Source organism: Gordonia aquimaris, from assembly GCF_026262595.1.
Classification (GTDB): Bacteria; Actinomycetota; Actinomycetes; order Mycobacteriales; family Mycobacteriaceae; genus Gordonia; species Gordonia tangerina.
Map to the genome: position 1 here is coordinate 1 of NZ_JAPKFM010000013.1, position 18,883 is coordinate 18,883.

Annotated in this window: 18 protein-coding genes; 16 read left to right on the forward strand and 2 right to left on the reverse strand. The window is 67.1% G+C overall.

From position 1 onward, the window contains the following. Positions 1 to 17: 17 nt before the first annotated feature. From OSB52_RS13240 to OSB52_RS13260, 5 genes are all read left to right on the forward strand, one after another. Positions 18 to 839, forward strand: a complete 822-nt coding sequence (locus tag OSB52_RS13240) for a PP2C family protein-serine/threonine phosphatase (RefSeq protein WP_266062140.1) — start codon at positions 18 to 20, stop codon at positions 837 to 839. Between the two features lie 84 nt (positions 840 to 923). Beyond that, a complete protein-coding gene (locus tag OSB52_RS13245) occupies positions 924 to 1,463 on the forward strand; it encodes a helix-turn-helix transcriptional regulator (RefSeq protein ID WP_235722113.1) in 540 nt (179 codons plus the stop codon). Between the two features lie 54 nt (positions 1,464 to 1,517). Next, positions 1,518 to 2,372 (forward strand): acyl-CoA thioesterase, encoded by an 855-nt coding sequence (locus OSB52_RS13250; protein ID WP_235722112.1) that lies wholly within the window; start codon positions 1,518 to 1,520, stop codon positions 2,370 to 2,372. Then, entirely contained in the window at positions 2,369 to 2,998 is a 630-nt protein-coding gene (gene pdxT / locus OSB52_RS13255) for a pyridoxal 5'-phosphate synthase glutaminase subunit PdxT (protein ID WP_235722111.1), read from the forward strand. Before OSB52_RS13250 ends, pdxT begins: the two co-directional genes overlap by 4 nt. Before the next feature lie 96 nt (positions 2,999 to 3,094). Further along, on the forward strand, positions 3,095 to 3,847 hold the full coding sequence (locus tag OSB52_RS13260) for a YebC/PmpR family DNA-binding transcriptional regulator (protein ID WP_266062144.1): 753 nt from the start codon (positions 3,095 to 3,097) through the stop codon (positions 3,845 to 3,847). Positions 3,848 to 3,853: 6 nt separating this feature from the next. On the opposite strand, the gene OSB52_RS13265 is transcribed toward OSB52_RS13260, so the two are convergent. Next, positions 3,854 to 4,474: a nucleoside/nucleotide kinase family protein gene (locus tag OSB52_RS13265; protein WP_266062146.1), complete on the reverse strand. Its 621-nt coding sequence runs from the start codon at positions 4,472 to 4,474 to the stop codon at positions 3,854 to 3,856. 179 nt (positions 4,475 to 4,653) lie between these two features. Between OSB52_RS13265 and ruvC the strand changes: the two genes are divergently transcribed. The 9 genes from ruvC (at position 4,654) to OSB52_RS13310 (ending at position 15,558) form a co-directional block, all read left to right on the forward strand. Further along, positions 4,654 to 5,322: a crossover junction endodeoxyribonuclease RuvC gene (gene ruvC, locus OSB52_RS13270; RefSeq protein WP_266062236.1), complete on the forward strand. Its 669-nt coding sequence runs from the start codon at positions 4,654 to 4,656 to the stop codon at positions 5,320 to 5,322. After that, positions 5,319 to 5,918 (forward strand): Holliday junction branch migration protein RuvA, encoded by a 600-nt coding sequence (ruvA, locus tag OSB52_RS13275; RefSeq protein WP_235722108.1) that lies wholly within the window; start codon positions 5,319 to 5,321, stop codon positions 5,916 to 5,918. The genes ruvC and ruvA overlap by 4 nt, the downstream gene beginning before the upstream one ends. A gap of 28 nt (positions 5,919 to 5,946) precedes the next feature. After that, positions 5,947 to 7,035 (forward strand): Holliday junction branch migration DNA helicase RuvB, encoded by a 1,089-nt coding sequence (ruvB, locus tag OSB52_RS13280; protein ID WP_235722107.1) that lies wholly within the window; start codon positions 5,947 to 5,949, stop codon positions 7,033 to 7,035. A gap of 160 nt (positions 7,036 to 7,195) precedes the next feature. Beyond that, positions 7,196 to 7,612: a preprotein translocase subunit YajC gene (yajC, locus tag OSB52_RS13285; protein ID WP_266062148.1), complete on the forward strand. Its 417-nt coding sequence runs from the start codon at positions 7,196 to 7,198 to the stop codon at positions 7,610 to 7,612. Positions 7,613 to 7,767: 155 nt separating this feature from the next. Further along, on the forward strand, positions 7,768 to 9,405 hold the full coding sequence (gene secD / locus OSB52_RS13290) for a protein translocase subunit SecD (protein ID WP_266062150.1): 1,638 nt from the start codon (positions 7,768 to 7,770) through the stop codon (positions 9,403 to 9,405). After that, positions 9,402 to 10,643, forward strand: a complete 1,242-nt coding sequence (secF, locus tag OSB52_RS13295; RefSeq protein ID WP_235722104.1) for a protein translocase subunit SecF — start codon at positions 9,402 to 9,404, stop codon at positions 10,641 to 10,643. Before secD ends, secF begins: the two co-directional genes overlap by 4 nt. A 64-nt stretch (positions 10,644 to 10,707) precedes the next feature. Beyond that, a complete protein-coding gene (locus OSB52_RS13300; protein WP_266062238.1) occupies positions 10,708 to 12,363 on the forward strand; it encodes an ABC transporter substrate-binding protein in 1,656 nt (551 codons plus the stop codon). After that, a complete protein-coding gene (locus OSB52_RS13305; protein ID WP_235722103.1) occupies positions 12,356 to 12,946 on the forward strand; it encodes an adenine phosphoribosyltransferase in 591 nt (196 codons plus the stop codon). The genes OSB52_RS13300 and OSB52_RS13305 overlap by 8 nt, the downstream gene beginning before the upstream one ends. A gap of 119 nt (positions 12,947 to 13,065) precedes the next feature. Then, entirely contained in the window at positions 13,066 to 15,558 is a 2,493-nt protein-coding gene (locus OSB52_RS13310) for a RelA/SpoT family protein (RefSeq protein ID WP_277615132.1), read from the forward strand. A 67-nt stretch (positions 15,559 to 15,625) separates the two neighbouring features. Here the strand turns inward: OSB52_RS13310 and OSB52_RS13315 are convergent, their stop codons facing one another. Next, on the reverse strand, positions 15,626 to 16,561 hold the full coding sequence (locus OSB52_RS13315; RefSeq protein ID WP_266062151.1) for a peptidylprolyl isomerase: 936 nt from the start codon (positions 16,559 to 16,561) through the stop codon (positions 15,626 to 15,628). Between the two features lie 230 nt (positions 16,562 to 16,791). On the opposite strand from OSB52_RS13315, the gene OSB52_RS13320 reads away from it, so the two are divergent. Further along, positions 16,792 to 17,535 carry an MBL fold metallo-hydrolase gene (locus OSB52_RS13320; protein ID WP_235722101.1) on the forward strand — a complete coding sequence of 248 codons (744 nt, stop codon included), beginning with the start codon at positions 16,792 to 16,794 and terminating at the stop codon, positions 17,533 to 17,535. Then, positions 17,532 to 18,797: a histidine--tRNA ligase gene (gene hisS / locus OSB52_RS13325; RefSeq protein ID WP_266062152.1), complete on the forward strand. Its 1,266-nt coding sequence runs from the start codon at positions 17,532 to 17,534 to the stop codon at positions 18,795 to 18,797. The genes OSB52_RS13320 and hisS overlap by 4 nt, the downstream gene beginning before the upstream one ends. Positions 18,798 to 18,883 lie beyond the last annotated feature (86 nt).

The window sequence follows — 18,883 nt, forward strand, 5'->3', positions numbered from 1 at the left end:
CGTAGGATCTGCTGATCATGGACGCGGCGACCATCGTGCGGGACGAGTCCCGCTGCGGCACCGACACCCTGGCCGGCCTGCATCTCGATTGGGCCGCCGTGTGCAATGTGGGACGGGTCCGGGAGGCCAATGAGGACGCCGCCCTCATCGCGCCGGGGAAGTATCTGCTCGCCGACGGGATGGGTGGACACGACAGCGGTGAGGTCGCCAGTGAGACGGCATTGCTGACGCTGGCCGACGTTGACAGCCTGCACGATCAGACGCAGACCCAACTCGAGCTGATCGAATCCCTCACCCGGGCGCAGGATCGCATCGGTGAGATCGCGACCGAGACCGAGCGCCGCGCCGGAACGACGGCCACCGGTGCGGTGCTGGTGACACACGACCACGCACCGCACTGGTTGGTGCTCAACATCGGAGATTCGCGGACCTACCGGATGCAGGCCGGGGTGCTGACCCAGTTGACCGTCGACCATTCGCAGGTCCAGGAGTTCGTCGACGCCGGTTACCTGACCCCCGAACAGGCCCGGGTCGATCCGCGGCGCAATGTGATCACGCGCGCGCTGGGCGCGGGAATGGTGAAGCCCGAGGCCGACTTCTTCTCGATGCCGGCGTTGCCCGGCGACACGCTCCTGGTGTGTTCGGACGGTCTCACCGGTGAGCTGCCCGACGAGGAGATCGCCGAGATCCTCGCCGACGCCGACGGTGCCAAGAAGGCTGCCGCGGCACTGGTGGACGCCGCCTTGGCGCTCGGCGCCCACGACAACGTGACGGTGGTGGTCGTCGCCGTACGGGCGGCGTCCGCCGACGGCGACGATGTCGATGCCCACGAAAATTGACGGGAACCTCACGGCGGGCTGCTGCGTCTAACTCACGACAGCGGGCCAGACACCTCGTCTGCCCCACGAGGAGTGAGGACAATCATGACCGGCATCGCCCATCAGATCGCGCCACGTCACGCAGCTGTTCGCCCCGCTACTCATCGCACAGTGCGTGGCGCCGATCGGGTCGGCGGTGCGCGCGAGGCCCGTCGCGAAGCCGAGGCTCTGCGCAGGCGGCAGGAGGCGCTCGCGCGGCTCGCGCAGCGTCGGATGCCGCTGCCGGGATCGGCTGAGCACACCGACGGCCTGCGTCACGAGTCACGAGAGGCTACCGCCATGACGCTGGTCACCGACGATGCGGTGGCCGGTGTGGGATCGTCGCGCTGTATGTGCGGTGCCCCAGCCGCCGGTCTCGAGAGTCCCACGCTGACCGTCCGGGAGATCGAGGTGCTTCGGACCTGGTTGATGCTGGAGACGAAACCCGCTGTGGCGCAATCGTTGTACATTTCACTCGGCACGGTGAACACCCATCTCACGCGCATTCGGGCCAAGTACGCCGATGTCGGTCGGCCGGCGCCGACAAAGGCGGCCCTGGTGGCGCGGGCGGTCCAGGATGGCTTGATCACCCTCGACGAACTCTGACGCGGCCCCACCGCACCGAACAGATCGCGACGGTGCGCGCGATACTGTTTTCCCGTGGCAACCATCGAGGAGATCCTCCAGGTCGAGGCGATCGAGACCGACATCTACCGCGGGCCGGCGTTCCGTAGCCATCTGCAACGCACCTTCGGCGGCCAGGTCGCAGGCCAGGCTCTCATGTCGGCGACGCGCACCGTCGACGCCGACTTCGCGGTGCACTCGCTGCACGGCTACTTCCTCCGTCCGGGGAACCCCGACCTGCCGGCGGTGTTTCTCGTCGACCGCATTCGCGACGGCCGGTCGTTCACGACGCGCCGGGTGACCGGCATCCAGCAGGGCGAGGCCATCTTCACCATGTCGGCGTCGTTTCATGTGCGGACCGACCACGGCATCGAGCATCAGGACCGGATGCCCCCGGTTCCGTCGCCCGACGATCTACCCGACCAGATGAACGAGCTGTCCGACGAAGCGAAGGCAGTCTTCAAGGAGTGGCAGGAGTTCGATCTGCGCCTGGTGCCGCGCGAGCAGATGCCGACCTCGAGCTATTTCGCGGCGCAGCAGCGTGTGTGGTTCCGCCATCGCCGTCGGTTGCCCGATGACCAGGTGTTCCACGTGGGCACGCTCGCCTACATGAGCGACATGACCCTGTTGGGGTCGTCGAAGGTGCCGCATCCGGGGGTGGAACCGCAAGCCGCATCCTTGGACCATGCGATGTGGTTCATGCGGCCGTTCCGCGCCGACGGATGGTTGCTGTACGACCAGACCTCGCCCTCCGCGGACGCCGGGCGTGCGTTGACCCAGGGGCGGATCTTCGATCTGGAGGGTCGGATGGTCGCCGCCGTCACCCAAGAAGGCCTGAGTCGGACGGGGCGCGACATGCCGGCCGATCAGCACGCGCGGCGGGACCGGTGAGCGCCGTCGGAAATCCGCGGATCGGTGTGCTCGCACTGCAGGGTGATGTCCGTGAGCATCTGGCGGCACTGTCCGAGGCCGACGCACAACCGGTGACGGTCCGACGGCCGGCAGAACTCGCCGACGTCGATGCCATCGTCATCCCCGGTGGTGAATCCACCACCATGAGCCACCTGCTCGGTGTCCTGGATCTGTACGACCCACTCCGTGAGCGGCTGGCCGCCGGCATGCCGGCGTATGGGTCGTGCGCCGGCATGATCATGCTGGCCACCACCATCCTCGACACCCGGCCCGACGCCCGTCATCTCGATGCATTGGACATCACTGTGCGGCGCAACGCTTTCGGACGTCAGGTGGCGAGCTTCGAGACAGATCTGCAGTTCCATGGCGTCACCGATTCCGCGGGTGACCCGCCGATGCGGGCGGTGTTCATCCGCGCTCCGTGGGTGGAGTCGATCACGCCCGACGTGCAGGTACTCGCCCGGGTGCCCGAGGGGCCCGCGAAGGACCGGATCGTTGCGGTCCGGCAGAACAACGTCCTGGCCACCTCGTTTCACCCGGAGGTGACCGGGGACCGCCGAGTGCACCGCTACTTCGTGGAGATGGTGCGGGAGTCGGGAGTGTGAGCCTCGACAACCCGCACCGGTAAGATCGAGGAGTTGGGCGGATCGTCATCGCACGGTCACGTTCGTCATTGACGTCTATACGGATGCGGGAGTGTCATGAGCGGCCATTCCAAATGGGCCACCACCAAGCACAAGAAGGCGGCCATCGACGCCAAGCGCGGCAAGATGTTCGCCAAACTGGTCAAGAACATCGAGGTCGCGGCAAGGACCGGTGGCGGCGACCCGGCCGGCAACCCGACACTGTACGACGCCATCCAGAAGGCGAAGAAGACCTCGGTACCCAACGACAACATCGAGCGTGCGCGCAAGCGCGGCGCGGGCGAAGAGGCCGGCGGCGCCGACTGGCAGACCATCATGTACGAGGGCTACGGGCCCAACGGGGTGGCGATCCTCATCGAGTGCCTGACCGACAACCGCAATCGCGCGGCCGGCGAGGTGCGCACCGCGATGACGCGTAACGGCGGCAACATGGCCGATCCCGGCTCGGTGGCGTACTTGTTCACCCGCAAGGGTGTGGTCACGCTGGAGAAGAACGGGCAGTCCGAGGACGACGTCCTGCTGGCCGTTCTCGACGCCGGCGCCGAGGAGGTCAACGACCTCGGCGAATCGTTCGAGGTGGTCAGCGAACCGACCGACCTCGTCGCGGTGCGAACGGCGCTGGTCGATGCCGGCATCGACTACGACTCTGCCGAGGCAGCGTTCCGAGCGTCGGTGGACGTACCGGTGGACGCCGAGGGCGCGCGCAAGGTGTTCAAACTCATCGACGCACTCGAGGACTCCGACGACGTGCAGAACGTCTACAGCAACGTCGACGTCAGCGACGAGGTATTCGCCGAACTCGACGCCTGACCGGCGTCATCCCGCACGGCGTCGCATGCGGATGGCCGGCCGGTCCGGGTGGTCGTAGCGCACGTCGATGTCGGCACGCGGGGCATCTTCCGCGCCGGCCAGCAGCGCGGGGATCGTCCAGGCCATACCGGGCGGTGTATGTCTGCGCAGGGCGCCCTCACTCATCAGCAGTGCGATGGTCGTATCGACGTCGAGTCCGGAACCGAGTAGCAGAGGGCCGGCAATGAGGATGACCTGGTCGGCGGCGGCCGGACGCGGAGCGTCACGAAATGATCGGTCGCGCGCGGCATCCCAGAGCCGGGGCAGCCAGCGACCGTGGTCGCGGACGGCCTCGATCACCTCACGGCGTAAGGCATCGTGGTCGAACCAGATTGCGCGATAACTCTCGGTGTCGGTGTGTCCGTATTCAAGGCGGAGCGAGGCGGGCCGGAGGAAATCGGCCGTCGAGACGACGGCCGCAGCACGACCCCGTGTGGTGAGCCGGGTGGCGACCCGTTCGGCAAGATCGACCGGTCGCGCCGCGTCGGCACCGTCGATCGCCATGATGTGGATGCCTGAGTGGAGTTCGGCGACATCGGCACACATCTGTTCGAGGCGGTCGGGGGTGATCGGTTCATAGGTGGCCATGGCGTCCGCCATTGTGTCGTGTTGCTCACCGGTCCGCACTCGTGCAGTCCGCATTCGTGCGGTCCGAATTCGTGCGGCGCGCATGCGTGTCACTGCGTGTTGTTCGCGGGTGGTGTCGGATGCGGCCGATAGAATCTCGAACAACTGTTCGGAACATCGAAGCGGTGACGGAGGTGCGTGTGCGCGTGATGGGAGTCGATCCCGGATTGACGCGGTGCGGGATCGCGCTGGTCGAGTCGGGACGCGGGCGCACGGTCACCGCGCTCGACGTCGACGTGGTGCGGACCTCCGCGGACATGGAGCTCGCCGACCGGCTGATGGCGGTGTACACCGCCGCCTGTCACTGGCTCGACGTGCACCAACCCGATGTGGTCGCGATCGAGCGCGTCTTCGCCCAGAATCAGGTGTCGACCGCGATGGGTACCGCGCAGGCCGGCGGGGTCATCGCGCTGGCCGCAGGACAGCGCGACGTCCCGGTGCGGTTTCACACGCCATCTGAGGTCAAGGCCGCGGTCACCGGTAGTGGCCGCGCCGACAAGGCCCAGGTCACTGCGATGGTGACGCGGATTCTGGAGATGCAGACCAAACCTCGACCGGCCGATGCCGCAGACGCGCTGGCGCTGGCGATCTGCCACTGCTGGCGGGGGCCGATGACGGAGAAGATGGCGCAGGCACAGCGCCGTGCCGACGAGCTGGCCCGACGACACCGGTCGCGGATCGCCCAGGCTGGTCGGGAACGCGCAGTGCAACCCGGCGCGACGCATAGCGGCCGGGCCCAGCAGTCCGCGAACCAGACGAACAAGAGCCAGGCGGGTAGGACCCGGGCCGGGAACGGGGGAGTGGCATGATCGCGTCGGTGCGTGGGCCAGTGGTGGATGTGGCCCTCGATCACCTCGTCATCGACTGTGGGGGCGTCGGCTACCGAGTGCTGGTGACGCCGGCGACGGTCGGCGCGGTGCGTCGTGGCGAGGAAGCCACCTTGCTCACGTCGATGATCGTGCGGGAGGACTCGATGACCCTGTACGGGTTCACCGACTCCGATGCGCGAGCGCTGTTCACCCTTCTGCAGACCGTCACCGGTGTCGGGCCACGCCTGGCGATGGCGGTCTTGGCGGTTCTCGAACCCACCTCGCTGCGCCGCGCGCTCGCCGAGTCCGACGTCAAGGCACTGACCACGGTGCCGGGAGTGGGTAAACGGGTAGCCGAGCGACTGGTGGTGGAACTGCGCGACAAGGTCGACGCGCCGACGGCGGGCCAAGCGGGAGTGGCCGCGTCGCCGGTCGCCGGGTCGATTCGTGATCAGGTCGCCGAAGCGCTGGTGGGGTTGGGGTTCACCGCCGCACCGGCCGACAAGGCCGTCACGGCGGTGCTCGCCGACGAGCCCGATGCCGATGCCTCCACCGTGCTACGCAAGTCGTTGGCCCTGATGGGCAAGAGCCGATGAACGACCACGTGACAGCGGGGGAGACCGCGTGACAGAGACCTCGCCTGATCCCGACGATCGCCCGGTGAGTCCCGACGAGTTGCATGCCGACGGCGACTTCGACGCGGGGCTGCGGCCGCGATCGCTGGCCGACTTCATCGGTCAACCCCGTGTGTGCGAGCAACTCGAGCTGGTGCTGCATGGCGCGAAGGGTCGGGGCAGCACCCCCGATCACATCCTGTTGTCGGGCCCACCCGGGCTGGGCAAGACCTCGTTGGCGATGATCATCGCCGCCGAGATGGGGGCCGCCATCCGGGTGACCTCCGGGCCCGCGCTCGAACGCGCCGGTGACCTGGCGGCGATGCTGTCCAACCTCGTCGATGGGGACGTGCTGTTCATCGACGAGATCCATCGCATCGCCCGTCCTGCCGAGGAGATGCTGTACCTCGCCATGGAGGACTTCCGCGTCGACGTCGTCGTCGGCAAGGGGCCGGGTGCCACCTCGATTCCCTTGGACGTCGCCCCGTTCACGCTCGTCGGCGCCACCACTCGATCGGGATCACTCACCGGCCCGCTGCGTGACCGGTTCGGGTTCACCGCGCACATGGAGTTCTACGAGACCGACGACCTCGTGCAGGTGCTGCGCCGATCGGCGGGCATCCTCGGTATCCGGTTGCGCGACGACGCGGCCACCGAGGTCGCGCGGCGGTCGCGGGGCACCCCGCGGATCGCCAATCGTCTGCTGCGCCGCGTCCGCGACTACGCCGAGGTCCGTGGCGACGGCGTGATCACCGTGGATATCGCACGGGCCGGACTCGCCGTCTATGACGTCGATGACCTCGGCTTCGATCGGCTGGACCGTGCCGTGTTGGGATCGCTGGTGCGGGGATTCGGTGGCGGGCCGGTCGGTGTCTCGACGCTCGCGGTGGCAGTCGGGGAGGAACCCGCCACAGTCGAAGAGGTCTGCGAACCGTTCCTCGTGCGGGCCGGGATGATGGCGCGGACCCCACGCGGGCGGGTGGCGACAGCGGCGGCCTGGCATCACCTCGGCCTCACACCACCGGCGGGGGCCATGAATGCCAGTTTCGGGGTGCGTAGCCGCGACGTCATCACCGACAGTCTCTTCGACGACCTGTGACCGGCTCGCGGGACCACCCCACGGGACGTGGCACACTGGTTGGAGCCGCCGGATGAGTTGGTGTGTCCGAGCGTGCCTGCGATCGGCCGCCACCTGAGCGGTCGAAACGGGCAAAAGCCCTGAAATCACCACGACCGAACCGACAAGGATTGTTGCCGTCATGGAGTCCCTCTTCTTCCCCCTTTTGCTGGCCTTGCTGGCCGGATTCATGTTCCTGAGCATCCGTAAGCAGAAGAAGCGCATGACCGAGATGCAGGACATGCAGAACTCCGTGGCCACCGGGGCCCGCGTTCAACTGACGGCCGGCATGTACGCGACCGTCGTCGAGTCCACACCCGATTTCGTCGACCTGGAGATCGCCACCGGTGTGGTGACCCGGTTCAGTCGTCAGGCCATCGTGCGCGTGGTGCCCACCGACGAGGCCGCCGAGACGTACCCGGGTGCGCTGAGCACTCGTCCCGAAGCACTCGACGAGGACGCGGACGCGAGGCAGATCGACAACCCGGGCACCGAGTCGCGCACCGACGACAGCTACTCCGCCGATCGCCCGGGCGAGGGTACGACCGACGACAAGTGACCCGGGAGCTCGGCGGTCCGCCCGGTCCGAGCCGCAGGTGACCACCGGAGAACCGGTGGTTACCGCGGAGTCAGTAGAGTGAGCGTCCGACCGGATCGGGCGCGCGTGCCGACCGGTCGTGTCCGCACGCGCTTTCCTAGGAGACCAGAACACCTGTGACCACACCCCGCCGGGCGTCGGCGAAGCGGTCGGGACCTCCACGTGAGATTCCACCGTGGAGACCCCTGACCGCATTCTTCGTGTTGTTGGCCGTCGTCTACGGGCTGGTCTTCTTCACCGGAGGTGGATCGCCGACTCCGAAGCTCGGTATCGACCTGCAAGGCGGTACGCGGGTGACGCTCACCGCGCGTACCCCGGACGGGCAGCCTCCCTCGCGCGAGCAGCTCGACCAGGCGAAGCAGATCATCGAGCAGCGCGTCAACGGACTCGGTGTCTCGGGGTCCGAGGTGGTCGTCAACGGCGACAATCTGGTCATCACCGTTCCCGGTGACGACGGCGCCCAGGCGCGCACGCTCGGGCAGACGGCCCGATTGTTCGTCCGACCGGTGGAGAATGTGGCGCCCGCGACGCCACAGCCGGACGCCGACGATCAGGACGCTGAGGGTGGCGACGGACAGAACTCCGCTGCGCAGGACTCTCCCGAGGACGACGCCACGCAGGCGGCCGCCATCGCCGAACAACGCGAACTGCGGCAGGCCCCCGAGGGAGCCAATCTCGACGCGTTGAACGCGCAGATGGCCAAGATGGACTGTTCGCCCGACTCGTATGACGTATTGCAGGGCAATGACCTGCCCGATCAGTACCTCGTCGCCTGTTCAGAGGATGGTAGCGAGGTGTACCTGCTCGGTCCCGAGATCATCGACGGACGCGACATCGCCAACGCGTCGGCGGGTACCACCCAGCAGGCCGGCTCGTGGGTCGTGCAGGTGGAGTTCAAGAACGAGGCGAGGGACTTCTGGCCGACCTACACCGCCCAGAACATCGGTAAGCAGACCGCCTTCACCCTTGACACCAAGGTCGTCTCCGCCCCGCAGATCCAGGGTGCGATCACCACACCCCAGACCGAGATCAGCGGCGACTTCACCCAGCAGGATGCGAAAGACCTCGCCAACGTCCTCAAATACGGTTCGCTGCCGTTGTCCTTCGAGGCGTCCGACGCAGAGACGGTATCGGCGACGCTGGGACTGTCCTCGCTCAAGGCCGGCCTCATCGCCGGAGCCGTCGGCATGATCGCGGTGCTGATCTATGCGCTGCTCTACTACCGGATGCTCGGCATCCTGACGATGCTGTCGTTGGTGCTGGCCGGCGCGATGGTCTACGGGATCATCGTGCTGCTCGGCCGGTGGATCGGTTTCACCCTCGATCTCGCCGGCATCGCCGGACTCATCATCGGTATCGGTATGACCGCCGACTCGTTCGTCGTGTACTTCGAGCGGATCAAGGACGAGATGCGCGAGGGACGAAGTTTCCGCTCCGCGGTGCCTCGCGGTTGGGCCAGTGCCCGCCGCACAATCTGGTCGGGCAACGCGGTCAGCTTCATCGCCGCGGCGGTGATCTACGTGCTGGCCATCGGCGAGGTCCGCGGATTCGCCTTCACATTGGGTCTCACGACGATTCTCGACGTCGTGGTGGTGTTCCTGGTGACCCATCCGCTCGTGGTGCTGGCCAGTCGGTCGGAGTTCTTGTCACGACCGAAGGTCAACGGTCTCGGCGCGGTCAGCGAGGTGGCCCGGCGCCGTCGCGTGGCCGAGCGATCTGAGCGGGTCGCGGCGACGGAAGGATCGGCGAAATGACCAACGCGCAACGCCCCAATTCCGGGCGGGACGGCGGAGGACGCAGCGCCGTGGTCGGCGAGGTGACCTCCGAAACCACAGTCGAGCAGGGACCGGCCGGCCCCTCCGACGCCAACTACGTCGCCGAGAAGGACCGCTCGTTCCTCTCGCGGCTGTACACCGGTACCGGTGCGTTCGGGATCATCCCGTCGCGGCGGACCTGGTACATCGTCACCGCGGTGATCCTCGCCATCTGCATCGGGTCGATCGCCATCCGTGGCTTCACCCTCGGTATCGACTTCGAGGGGGGCACTCAGGTGTCCATCCCTGTTTCGGCCGGGGTCACCACCGACGCCGTCGAAGAGGTGTTCGCCGAGACCCTTGGCGAGGAACCGGAATCGGTGCAGACCGCCGGATCGGGATCCGCCGAGACGGTGCAGGTGCGGACCGAGACCCTCACCGCGGCCCAAACCGAACAGATCACCCGAGCATTGGCTGACCGGTTCGCGCCGGAACTGACCACCGCGGAGGTCAGCTCGTCCGACGTCAGCTCGACTTGGGGCGGCGAGATCACCGAGAAGATGCTGATCGCCCTGGTGGTGTTCTTGGTGATCGTGTTCATCTACATCACGATCCGGTTCGACCGGGAGATGTCGGTGGCAGCGCTCACCTCACTGTTCTTCGACATCATCGTCACCGCCGGTGTCTACTCGCTGGTCGGATGGGAGGTCACTCCGGCAACGGTCATCGGTCTGCTCACCATCCTCGGCTTCTCGATCTACGACACCGTCGTGGTGTTCGACAAGGTCTCCGAGAACACCCGGTCGGTCCTGCAGACCACCCGACGCACCTACGCCGAACAGGCCAACCTCGCGGTCAACCAGACCTTGATGCGCTCGATCAACACCACTGTCATCTCGGTGCTGCCGATCATCGCGTTGATGGTGATCGCGGTCTGGATGCTCGGCGTCGGCACGCTCAAGGACCTCGGCCTCATCCAGCTCGTCGGCGTGGTGGTCGGTGCCTACTCGTCGATCTTCCTGGCGGCCCCGCTGCTGGTGACGTTGAAAGAACGGCGCGCGGACATCTCGCGGCACACCAAACGGGTACTCGATCGCCGCGCCCGTGTGGAGGCGGGCGACGATCTCACCGACGATCCGCGACCGGCCCGTGGCCGCCCGTCGGGCCGCCGGCGCGCCAACCCGGCCGATGCCGACGCGCCTCAGACCCCGACCGGGAAGCCACGCCGGGCGCGTTAATGTACGGGACGTGACTGTGCGGAGCGGGTCGGGCGCCCGCCGACGAACCGGCCTGCCCGTGACAATGGCCACCTGCGTGGCGGTGGTGTTGCTGCTGACGGGACTGTTGACCGCCTGCGGCGAGGAAGGCTCGCCCTCGATCGACTACGCCCTCGACGCGCGGCTCGACACCTACAACGCGAACACCGTCGACGGCAACGCCGGCGGCGTGTTGATGGCGACCACCCGGATGCTGCCGGGGTTCAGCTATCTCGGCGCGTCCGGTCAGGTGACCCCTGACCGTGACATCGGTACCGTGACACCGGTCCCGGGCGCCGGTCTCACGTTGCGCTACGACTTCTCGCCGGCTGCGCGGTTCTCCGACGAGACGGCCCTCGACTGCGACGACCTGGTGCTGGCCTGGGCGGCGATGAGTGGGCGATTCCCGGGGTTCGCGCCGGCCACGACGGCCGGATACCGCGACATCGAGGCCGTGGACTGCGATCTCGCTTCGAAGACCGCGACCGTGCGCTTTGCGCGCGGCCGTGACTACCGCGACTGGCTGTCGCTGTTCGGTGCGGGCACCTTGCTGCCGGCACACGTCGTCGCGCGCCTGGCCGGTGTCGGTGACGTCGTGCGGCCGATCCGCTCCGGCGATCGGACCGCGATCAACAAGATCGCCGATGCGTGGAACACGGGTTTCGACCTGACCCCGGGGACCGTCGATCAGGCACGTTTCCCCGCCTCGGGGCCGTACCGGGTGCAGCAGTACTCGCAGTCGGGTGGCCTGGAGTTGGTCGCCAACGAATCGTGGTGGGGCGACGCCCCTGCGGTGTCACGGATCGTCTTGTGGGGGCGCGGCACCGACGCCGAGCGCCGACTGGCCGACGGTGACTTCGACATCGCCGATGTCAGTTCGGGCATCGTCGGCGGGGAGCTGGTGCCCGCGGGGGCCGAGGAAACCCGGATCCCATTGCCGAAGCCGAACCGCGCGCTCGCGGTGGAAGAGTTGGTACTCGCCAAGCGCGGGGTGTTTGCGGAGCTCAATGCCCGGCAGGCGTTCGCATCATGTGTTCCGCGTGATGCGCTCGCCCGCCAATTCGGACAGGGCGCCCAGATCTGGAATCTTCGGGTACTCGCGCCGGCCGACAACCTGGCCGGCCAGCTCAACGGCGCGTTCGGCAGGGCCTATGCGCGGCCCAACCTGAACCGGGCGCGCACCCTCGGCGCCGAGGCCGGCGACACTCCCATGACGGTCCGGATCGGATATCTCGCGCCGATGCAACGACGAGCGCAGATGGTGGCCGCCATCGCCGACTCTTGCCGGCAGGTGGGCATCGAGGTGGTCGACGCGGGGTCGGCCGACATCACCACGGGTGCGCTGGGCGGCGAGGTCGACGCCCTGATCGTGGCGAACGGGGCGTCGTTCGCCGCAGCCGGGGCGGCGAATCCGTCGCGCGATGCCTTCGCGCTGCGCGGTGGCGATCCGCTGGACATCAACAACTACCGCAACCCGCAGGTCAGTGGTGCCATCGACCGGCTGGTCGCCGCGGACCTGGCAGCCGACCGACTCGAGCTGGTGCGCACGATCGAGAACACCGCGTGGGCGACGCTGCCGTCGATCCCGCTTTTCGCCGCGCCGCGGATGCAGGTGTTCGGTCCCGGGGTCGATAATGTTGTGGCGGGGCTGGGCCGCAACGGGACCGGATGGAACATGGATCGGTGGACGGTACGTGACTGACGCAGCGCAAGTGTCCGGTGGCGACGAGACGACAGACCGGGCGGTGACCCGCGCGCGGCAGGCCATCGCCGATCACGCTCGACTGGTTCCGGACTTCCCGGAGCCCGGTATCGACTTCAAGGACCTCACCCCGGTGTTGGCCGACCCGGTCGGCTTGGCCGCGATCGTCACCGCATTGACCCACGGGTGCAGCGACGTCGATCTGGTGGCCGGGATCGATGCCCGCGGCTTCCTACTCGGCGGCGCGGTGGCGCGAGAGCTCGGTGTCGGAGTGCTGGCGGTGCGCAAGGGCGGCAAGCTGCCGCCACCCGTACACAGCGTCACCTACACACTCGAGTACGGCACGGCGACCCTCGAGATCCCGGCGAATGCGGTCGATGTCGCCACCCAGCGGATCCTGCTGGTCGATGACGTGTTGGCGACCGGTGGGACGGCCGTTGCGGCGGCGGAACTGCTCGGTCGCGCCGGGGGAGTCGTGGTCGGCGTGGCCGTCATCATGGAACTCGACGGCCTCGACGGTCGCGGCACCATTGCGCGCGGCTTGGGTGCGCAGCTGCCGGTACACGCGGTGACGACAGGGTGATCATCGGATACCTGCGCGCGCCGTCCGCTCGGCAGCGCGCGGTCCGGGATCGTCAGGCGGACTAGACTCACCTCAACCGGTGTTGCTGTCATCGGTGACATCACCGGAAGGAGGTCAGGATGCACGACGAGGTCGACACCGATTCCCGTCAGGAGCAGACGGGGACGTCGAGTGCAGATGCCCGGCCTCTCCCTACGGACACCGCGGCGAACGGACGGTCGGCGCCACCACAAGGCGACGGTGGCGCGCCCATCCCCGCCGGCGCGCCCACCGCTGCCGGTGCGCCGGGCAGTGCGGGCGCCGCCGACGAAAGCGCTCGGGCAGCGCGTACCGAGACACTGGCACCACCGTCCACCTCGGCGTCGCGACGAGTCAGGGCGCGTCTGGCCCGGCGGATGACCGCCACCCGCAGCCCGGTGCGGCCGGTGCTCGAACCACTTGCGACGCTGCATCGGGAGATCTACCCGAAGGCCGATGTCGCGCTGCTGCAGCACGCCTATGACGTTGCCGATGAGCGGCACACCGGCCAGAAGCGTAAGTCCGGTGACCCCTACATCACCCATCCGCTGGCCGTCGCGACGATTCTGGCCGACCTCGGGATGGACACCACGACGCTGGTGGCGGCCCTGCTGCACGACACCGTCGAGGACACCGGCTACTCCCTCGATCAGCTGGAGAAGGATTTCGGCGCCGAAGTGGCGCACCTCGTCGACGGCGTGACCAAGCTGGACAAGGTGGCGTTGGGCAGCGCTGCCGAGGCCGAGACGATCCGCAAGATGATCATCGCGATGGCGCGAGACCCGCGGGTCTTGGTCATCAAGGTGGCCGACCGGCTGCACAACATGCGTACGATGCGGTTCCTACCGCCGGAGAAGCAGGCGCGCAAGGCCCGCGAGACCCTGGAAGTCATTGCGCCGCTCGCGCATCGACTGGGTATGGCGACGGTCAAATGGGAACTCGAGGATCTGTCGTTCGCCATCCTGCATCCCAAGCGTTACGAGGAGATCGTCCGGCTCGTCGCCGATCGGGCACCGTCGCGGGACACGTATCTGGCTCGGGTGCGCGCCGACATCAACAATGCGCTCGGCGGCGCCCGGATCTCCGCGACCGTCGAGGGTCGGCCGAAGCACTACTGGTCGATCTATCAGAAGATGATCGTCAAGGGCCGTGACTTCGACGATATCCACGACCTCGTCGGGATCCGCATCCTGTGTGATGAGGTGCGTGACTGCTACGCCGCGGTCGGTGTGGTTCATTCGTTGTGGCAGCCGATGGCGGGTCGATTCAAGGACTACATTGCCCAGCCCCGGTTCGGGGTGTACCAGTCGTTGCACACGACGGTGATCGGCCCGGAGGGCAAGCCGCTCGAGGTGCAGATCCGGACTCACGAGATGCATCGGACCGCCGAGTTCGGCATCGCCGCCCATTGGCGCTACAAGGAGAACCGCGGAAAGGGCAAGGGGCCACGTAAATCCGACGCCGCCGAGATCGACGACATGGCGTGGATGCGTCAGCTGCTCGATTGGCAGCGTGAGGCCGCCGATCCCGGCGAGTTCCTGGAGTCCCTGCGATACGACCTCGCGGTCCAGGAGATCTTCGTGTTCACCCCGAAGGGAGACGTGATCACGTTGCCCGCCGGGTCCACGCCGGTCGATTTCGCGTATGCGGTGCACACAGAGGTCGGTCACCGCTGCATCGGCGCCCGCGTCAACGGCCGGCTGGTGGCGCTGGAGCGCAAGCTCGAGAACGGTGAAGTGGTGGAGGTCTTCACGTCGAAGGCACCCAATGCCGGGCCCTCGAAGGACTGGCAGAACTTCGTCGTGTCGCCACGGGCGCGTGCCAAGATCCGGCAGTGGTTCGCCAAGGAGCGGCGTGAAGAAGCGCTGGAAACCGGCAAGGAGGCGATCGCCAAGGAAGTTCGACGCGGCGGACTCCCGTTGCAGCGCTTGATGAGTGCCGACTCCATGGCTGCGATCGCCAAGGAGTTGCGCTACCAGGATGTGACCGCGCTCTACACCGCGGTGGGAGAGAATCATGTGTCCGCGCGACACGTGGTCAACCGGCTGGTGGCGTCGCTGGGCGGCCTCGACGATGCGGTGGACGAGATCGCCGAGCGGTCGACGCCGTCCACATTGCCCACCCGTACACGCCACGGCGGCGATGCCGGCGTCATCGTGGAGGGCCTCGACAACGTGTTGGCGAAGCTCGCCAAGTGTTGTACGCCGGTACCGGGCGACGAGATCATGGGGTTCGTGACCCGCGGCGGTGGTATCAGTGTCCATCGCACCGACTGCACCAACGCCGCGTCGCTGCGTGAGCAGTCCGAACGGATCATCGGCGTCTCGTGGGCACCGTCGCCGTCGTCGGTGTTCCTCGTGGCCATCCAGGTGGAGGCCCTCGATCGGCATCGGCTGCTCTCGGATGTCACCAAGGTGCTTGCCGACGAGCGCGTGAACATTCTCTCGGCGTCGGTGACCACCAGCCGTGACCGGGTGGCTATCAGCAAGTTCACCTTCGAGATGGGCGATCCGAAGCATCTCGGGCACGTGCTCAACGTCGTCCGCAACGTCGAAGGCGTCTACGACGTCTACCGGGTGACCTCAGCCGCCTGAGCCTGAGCAGCGTGACCTCGGCCGCCTGAGCCCAGAGAGCGAGGCGCTAGCCGAGTGTCACGAAGGGTCAGTCCTGATTGCCCGAATCAACAGTCGCGGAGGTGATTTCCACCGGCTGCTTCGGCTTGCCGTCCTCGGCGCTGCCGTTGGGCCCCGGCGTCAGGCCGTTGGCCGCGATCTTGTCGAGCACCGTGAGGCCGTCAGGGTCGACCTGGCCCACCACGGAGTAGTTCGCCGCCAGCTGGCTGTCCTGGAGCACCAGGAAGAACTGGCTCGAACCGGTGTCGGTCTGACCGCTTTGCGGGTTGTTGCTGTTGGCGATCGCCACTGTGCCACGCGGGTAGGTGACCGGAGCGGTTCCCGACATGGGGTCGGGCTCGCCGGCCGGCTTCAGGTCGGTGGGCAACTCGTCGGGGCTCGACCATCCCGGACCACCGGCACCGGTACCGGTGGGGTCGCCGCACTGCAACACCTTGAGTGACTCGCTGTTGGTCAGTCGGTGGCAGGGGGTGTCGTTGTAGAAATCGTTCTCGGCCAGCGAGATCACCGCGCCGGTGTTGCATGGCGCGCCCGTGCGGTCCAGGGTGATGGGAACTGCGCCCTGGTTGGTGTCGAGCACCAGGTTCGCGGTGCCCTCCTTGAGTTGCTTCTCGTCGGGCTTGGGGGCGGTGCGCTGTTTGGACTCGCCGGCACGCATTTCATCGAGGTAGGCCTGGGCCTGTGCCCTCTGTTCGGCAGGGACCTCTGCCGGTACCTCGTCGGGGAGTTCGTCGAAGCGACTGGGTTGGTCGGTGTACGAGCATGCGGTCCAGCGGGCTGCCTCGCGATCGTCGAGCACCTTCTTGACGATCAACGTGGTGGCAGTGGCCACGATGGCGACGACGACCACGGTCGATACGGAGGCGATGATGATCTTGCGCCGCCGCTTCTCCTGCCGCTCCCGCTCGAGGCGCTCCTCGAGCTTGCGCTTGGCGGCTTCGCGGCGTTCCTCGTTGCTTGACACGCGGTTGGGTCCTCCTGAACTCGTGTGCCGTGGCTCCCCCGGGGGATGGCATGGGCGTACGTGCGGTCGGGCGGCACGTGAATCGGCGCTGATGCTACATCGACAGGCCAGTGTGCCAGCTGAACCTGAGAGTTCCATGGTCGGGGCGGAATCGGGCATGCGGAACCGGCGGATTCTCCGAGCGTGACCGTCGCGGGTGGAGGTGCCGAGCCGTTTGTCACAATGGACAGATGCTGATCACCGGATTTCCGGCCGGAATGTTCCAGACGAACTGCTATCTCCTCGCCAATGAGGCGGGCTCAGAGGCGGTCATTGTCGATCCGGGCCAGGACGCCGCGGTCCGAGTTCGTGAACTGCTCGCCGAGCACGATCTGACGCCGGTCGCGGTGTTGCTGACGCACGGGCACCTCGATCACACCTGGAATGCCACCGAACTGTGCGACGAGTTCTCCATTCCGGCGTATATCCATCCGGCAGATCGGCCGATGCTGACCGACCCCGGTATGGGGTTGGGGCAGGCCCTCGGTGGCCTGATCGGTTCGATGGAGTTTCGCGAGCCGGAGAAGGTGGTCGAGTTCGCCGACGATGAGGACGTGGAGCTGGCCGGTATCCGGATCACTGTCGACCTCGCTCCGGGGCACACCCGGGGATCGGTGTTGCTCGGCATCGAGGTGCCGGTGGAAGCAGACACCGCCGAGGGCGACGATTCCGTCCCCGAGGTCGTACCCGTGTGTTTCTCGGGAGATGTCCTGTTTGCCGGTTCCATAGGTCGAACCGACCTACCAGGCGGTGACCATCAGCAGTTGCTCGACTCGATCGCCGCCAAACTGATGCCGTTGCCCGATCACACCCAGGTGCTTCCGGGGCACGGCCCACAGACCTCGATCGGTGCCGAACGCGCTGGCAACCCATTCCTCGTCGACCTGCCCGGGCGCGGGGATTCCACACCCAAGAAGGGACGTTTCGGACTGTGAGCGCCGAATTTGCCGCTCCGCGGGGGATACCGGACTATTTTCCCCCGGCCTCCGCGGACTTCCGCCGAGTTCGTGACACCCTGACCGACGCCGCGCATCGCGCCGGCTACGGACACATCGAGTTGCCGATCTTCGAGGACACCGCGCTGTTCGCTCGGGGCGTCGGAGAGTCCACCGACGTGGTGAGCAAGGAGATGTATACCTTCGCCGATCGTGGAGATCGGTCGGTGACGCTGCGCCCCGAGGGCACGGCCGGTGTGATGCGCGCCGTCATCCAACACGGGCTCGATCGGGGGCAGCTGCCGGTGAAGCTGTGCTACGCGGGCCCCTTCTTCCGCTACGAGAAGCCGCAGACGGGTCGGTATCGCCAACTGCAGCAGGTCGGCGTGGAGGCGATCGGTGTCGATGACCCCGCGCTCGATGCCGAGGTGATCGCCGTCGCCGACGAGGGCTACCGGCGTCTGGGGCTCTCCGGATTCCGCCTGGAGATCACCTCGCTGGGTGACGCCGCCAGTCGCGGCCCGTATCGGGAGGCCCTGCAGCAGTTCTTGTTCGGCCTCGACCTCGACGAGGCCACCCGGCGCCGCGCAGAGATCAACCCGCTGCGCGTGCTCGACGACAAACGCCCCGAGGTGAAGGAGGCGACGGCGGACGCGCCGCTGCTCATCGACTATCTCTCCGATGATGCGCGTGCGCATTTCGATCTGGTTCTCACCCACCTGAAGCGGCTGGGCGTGCCGTACGAACTCAATCCGCGTCTGGTGCGGGGACTCGACTACTACACGAAGACCACCTTCGAATTCGTACACGACGGACTCGGTGCCCAGTCGGGTATCGGTGGGGGAGGCCGATACGACGGCCTGATGCAGCAGATCGGCGGCAAACAGGACCTTTCCGGGATCGGGTTCGGACTCGGTGTCGACCGCACGATGCTGGCGATGGAAGCCGAAGGCGTGGCGCACGCCGATGTCGCACGGTGTCGGGTGTTCGGAGTGCCGCTCGGTTCGGACGCCAAGGCTGAATTGGTCGGTGTCGCCGGACAACTGCGCGCCGCCGGGATCGCGGTCGATCTGGCTTATGGTGACCGGGGACTCAAGGGTGCGATGAAGGCTGCCGACCGTTCCGGTGCCCGCCTCGCCCTTGTTCTCGGCGACCGGGAACTGGCCGATCGCCAGGTCGAGGTGAAAGATCTGTCGAACGGTGAGCAGCGCAAGGTCTCGCTGGATTCCATTGTGGACGAGGTGCTTTCGATCCTCGGCTAGTCACCGCACCCTCGATGGGCCACGACGATGAAGGCTCTCGTCGTGGCCCGTGTGCGTTGTGGACGAGTTCGGTTGAGTTCGGTCAC